General features: G+C 67.3%; 3 protein-coding genes and 1 pseudogene. 2 read left to right on the top strand and 2 right to left on the bottom strand.

The features are described 5' to 3' along the window. Nucleotides 1-1,168 (bottom strand): hypothetical protein (locus A5708_RS13475; protein WP_065029111.1); only part of this gene is annotated, 1,168 nt, incomplete at its 3' end. Nucleotides 1,169-1,261: 93 nt separating this feature from the next. Here A5708_RS13475 and A5708_RS13470 point away from each other — a divergent pair. Next, a complete protein-coding gene (locus tag A5708_RS13470) occupies nucleotides 1,262-2,317 on the top strand; it encodes a hypothetical protein (RefSeq protein ID WP_065029110.1) in 1,056 nt (351 codons plus the stop codon). 46 nt (nucleotides 2,318-2,363) lie between these two features. On the opposite strand, the gene A5708_RS13465 is transcribed toward A5708_RS13470, so the two are convergent. Continuing rightward, a complete protein-coding gene (locus tag A5708_RS13465) occupies nucleotides 2,364-3,554 on the bottom strand; it encodes a cation:proton antiporter (protein ID WP_065029109.1) in 1,191 nt (396 codons plus the stop codon). A gap of 202 nt (nucleotides 3,555-3,756) precedes the next feature. Here A5708_RS13465 and A5708_RS26810 point away from each other — a divergent pair. Then, nucleotides 3,757-3,950, top strand: a pseudogene (locus A5708_RS26810) (hypothetical protein); the annotation flags it as partial.

Here is a 3,950-nt window from a genome sequence, read left to right as displayed (position 1 = left end):
AGTCCACCAGCGGTTTGACCACCGCCACCACGCCCAGCGCGGGCATCACCAGCCGGACCCACCAGGCCACCGCGCTGTCACCGGGGATCCGCGAATTAGCCTCTGTGACAAACACATACAACACCATCAGCAGCAAGGGCGCCGCGCCCAGGACGACCAGCCCGATCCAGCGCGCGCCGTGCACCGAGATCACGCCGGCGACCACCGCAACGAGCCCCACCACCGCCAGTCGCAGACCGGCGTTCGGCGTCGCCTCGCGCATGACCGCCAGGCCCGCGGCGGCGCGCACCGCGGCCCACCCGGAGACCAGCGCGGCGGCCACGGCCAGGCTGATGCCCGCGATGGCCATCCATCTCTGGCCCGGGTCGGCGTAGAACTGTGGCACCGCTTCGGCCAGGTGTTTGGCGCTCCATCGCCACGGCCCCACCACCCCCTGGTGATCACCGACCCACAGCACCACCGCCGCCGCGGCCACCAACGCAACGGCTAGCGACATGGATCTCCCCGGCCTGGCTATGCGCGCGATGCGGACCGTGATGAGTTCGACGCCCACCATCCCGAGGCCGAAGCCGACGACCTGGCCGGACAGCTGAGCCTGCGTTGCGGCCGTGCCGATGACGACCGCGTCACTGCCCGCGGCGACGCGGGCACTGACCGCCACGGCGAGGTACACGTAGACGAGCAGGCCCGCGAGCACCAGCGGCGCCACCACCGATGCGATGCCCCGAGTCGGAAATCCACAGGCGGCGGCACCGATGACGAGGGCGGCCCCCACGGCGGCGACCGGTAACCACGACACAATCCTCGGCAGATCTCCGCTTGGTGAAAAGAGCTGCAGCAGTTCCAATCCGAGGGTTGTGGCGAACTTCGCGGCCAGCACCAGGTAGGCGCACAGCTGGAGAATGCCCGCGGCCGTCCCGGCGCGCCGGCCCAGGGTGGCGCCGATCAACTCGGCGGTATTGCGCGCGTTCGGCGCGTGCGCATGCAGTCGCGCCAATGCGTAGATGACTGGAACCACGACCGCGGCCCCGATCACTGCGCCCAACCCGTGCACCGCCGCGGACACGATCACGGCCATGCTCAGGCCGGCGGCCCGCCAGGTGCCCAGCGCAGACATCTTCGAGCCAGACCCTGGCCGCGGATTCGCCCGCAGCATTTTCTTCGGCATCGCCCAAGCATGACGCAGCGGCTACGCAATTGATCCGCAGAACACGGGGCGCTTTCGATACTTTGTAGGTCCAGCGGCAGTGAGGGCTCAGATATGACTGACACGGTCAAGGTGTCTGTGGACCGCAGCTCGGTCGCCATGGGCGACGACGTCGACTCTCACCGCGAATTCTGGGTTTTCCCCGAATCGGCCACCGTCGACGACCTACTGGTCGAAATCTCGTCGCACTTCCTGCCGGGAGTCGCCGGCCCGGCCGGCTGGCGCGTGTACCTCGGGACTCGTCGCGACCGGCAACGGGAGATCGGCCTCGTCTACACCCGCGATGACCTCAGACAGCAGGACGAGATCTGCAGGTTGTCGGCCGGCAACACAACGCTGGGTGAGTTGTCCCGATGGTCCGGCTTGCCGGAGTTGGATGTCTACGCCGCCTACCTGACCTTTGACCAAGCCCGACCCTTGACACTGGACGAGGTGACGGGCGGCCTCAGTTTCACCGGTTCTCGGCCAACCAAGCTGGAATCCGAGGCGGCCGCCGACGCCAAGCGTGACTGGGTGATGATGCGCGAACTCGACCGACGCGCCGCCGCGGTGGCTGGTGCGCGACGCGACTGGGTTCGGGCCAATCTGCTCGCGGCGCCGCCGCCGTGGATTGACGTCTTCATCGCACGCAACTTCCACTATCTGACCGAGCTGCACTGCCCCGCCAGCATGACCCTGGCGGCAAACATGCTGGGGATCAACGAATCCAGTGGCGAGCAGTTGGCGGCGCGGGCCAACGTCGACGTGCGCTCCGACATCGTGATCCTGGCGATGGTGCTGGCCGCTTTCGAGTGGGGAACCCAACGCGATACGTGGCGCGTCGGCGAACGACCATACTGCAGGGCGTATCTCGAGCTACTCGCCCATTGCGGCTACCGGCTCTCGCCGATCGAACAGGTCATGGCGGGCCACATCAGCATCGAGCAACTCAAACTTTCCGAGGCCGATAGCGCCAGACTCGACCGCATCCGGCAACTCCGAGACCAGCAATACCAGCTCCGAATGAACCGCTACTACACAAAAACCCTCAGCGAGGAGCAATACCGGGCCGCCATCGGACCCGTCCACTCAGAGCTTTCCAGTTTAGGAGAGCTTCCCGGGCCGACGTAGGTCATCGAGACCGGCTGCGCTCGAACGGAGTCCGCGTCGCCGCCGGTTACTTGGCGGCGGCCTTGGCGGGCTCGTCCGGTTCGGCGGCACCCTGTCGGCGCGCCGCGATCGCGCCCGCGATCGACGTGCAGGCGATGGTCAGCAGGGAGCCGAACATCAACGCCGACGCTTCGGCCGGGGCGAGCAGATGCTGCTGGGTGCCGATGGTGGCGGCGGCCACCGCCACGCCAAGCTGAGTGGAGGACATCACCGCATACGTGAGCGGCTGGCCGAGCAGCCTTCCCGCGCCGTGCGCCAGCACACCGCCCAGCCCCAGGCCGACCCCGAGCAGAATGTATTTCGGCTGCGACCCCAGCTCGCGCACTTGCAGCGAGGCGCCGAGCCAGACGAAGAACACCGGGCTGAAGAAACCCTCGGTGATGCCGAACAACTGGCGCGCCAGCCGCCGCGGCTCGCCGACCGTGGCGATCACCAACCCGAGCGCGAAGCCCGCCAGCATGATCGACACGTCGGTGCTGACGGCCAGCATCGCCAGCCCGAACAGCACCAGCAGGTTGATCCGCAGTTCCAGCGCCAGCCGGTTCTTGTGCGAGTAGTCGTGCATGCGCTGACGCCAGCCCCGGCGGTCGACCCAGCGCAGCACCACGTAAAGCAGCACCGCGCAGCCCGTGATCGCCAACCCACCCAGCGCCGCCGACGCCGCGTGATGAAAGTCAATCACCAAGGGAAGCAACACGATACACGCCGCGTTCGCGATGGCTATCTGCGCGGTCACGGATAGCACCTGCGGCCCGCGCAATCGCAGCGAGTCGATCATCGGCAACGCCATGGCCGCCGACGACGAGGCCATCAGCACCGCGTAGAGCGCCGCGTGTCCAGTGCCGAACTGCGTGGCCAGCCCGAAGCCCAGGGCCGCCGCGGCGGCGCCGGCCAGGACCGCTCGGGCCAACGCCTTCGGCACGGCCGAACGCATCGCGGGGTCGCGCACCGGGACGTGGCTGCCCACCACGAACATCACCAGCGCGAAGCCGATGTTGGCAAACAATTGGAAGGTCGGGTCGGTGGCATCGACGACGCCGAAACCGGTCTTGCCGATGACCAGACCCGCGATGAGTTCGCCGACGATCACCGGTATCCGCAGGCGCGGCACGGAGGCCAGCACCGGGCCGGCGAAACCGACGGCGGTCAGCAGCGCCAAAGTAGGAAAACCGAAACCGTGCACCAGGTCATTCTGCATGGTGTGGAGGGCCAGAACCCGCTTGGCTCGCGGTCTGCGGTTTGGGCTTGTTGCAGCGGGTTGACTTGTTGGTCTTCGGATTTAGGCTGCGAGATCTCTGTGCACTAGTCCGTGCCAGGGTGGCCCCGGTTGGCAGCGTGCACTGTGAATGCCGCCTTGTGCTGCGACTGCGGTGCGGGGTGGATGGTTTTTGGCGGGGTGGATGGTGGCGCTGCCCGACGCGGATTGCGGCCCGCATCTTGTCGGACCCCCCTGCAATGCTGATGTCATGTCCCGGACCGCGACTGCACGCAGCGTCGAAGCGTCTCCCAAGGAACGTCTTGAGGTGCTGTTCGAGGAGCTGGCGGAGTTGACCGGTCAGCGCAACGCGATTGATGGGCGCATCGTGGAGATCGT

Origin of the sequence: Mycobacterium colombiense, from assembly GCF_001672755.1 — a bacterium.
Taxonomy (GTDB): Bacteria; Actinomycetota; Actinomycetes; order Mycobacteriales; family Mycobacteriaceae; genus Mycobacterium; species Mycobacterium colombiense_C.
Note: the sequence above shows the minus strand (reverse complement) of the source record. Positions and strands in the feature narration are given on the sequence as shown.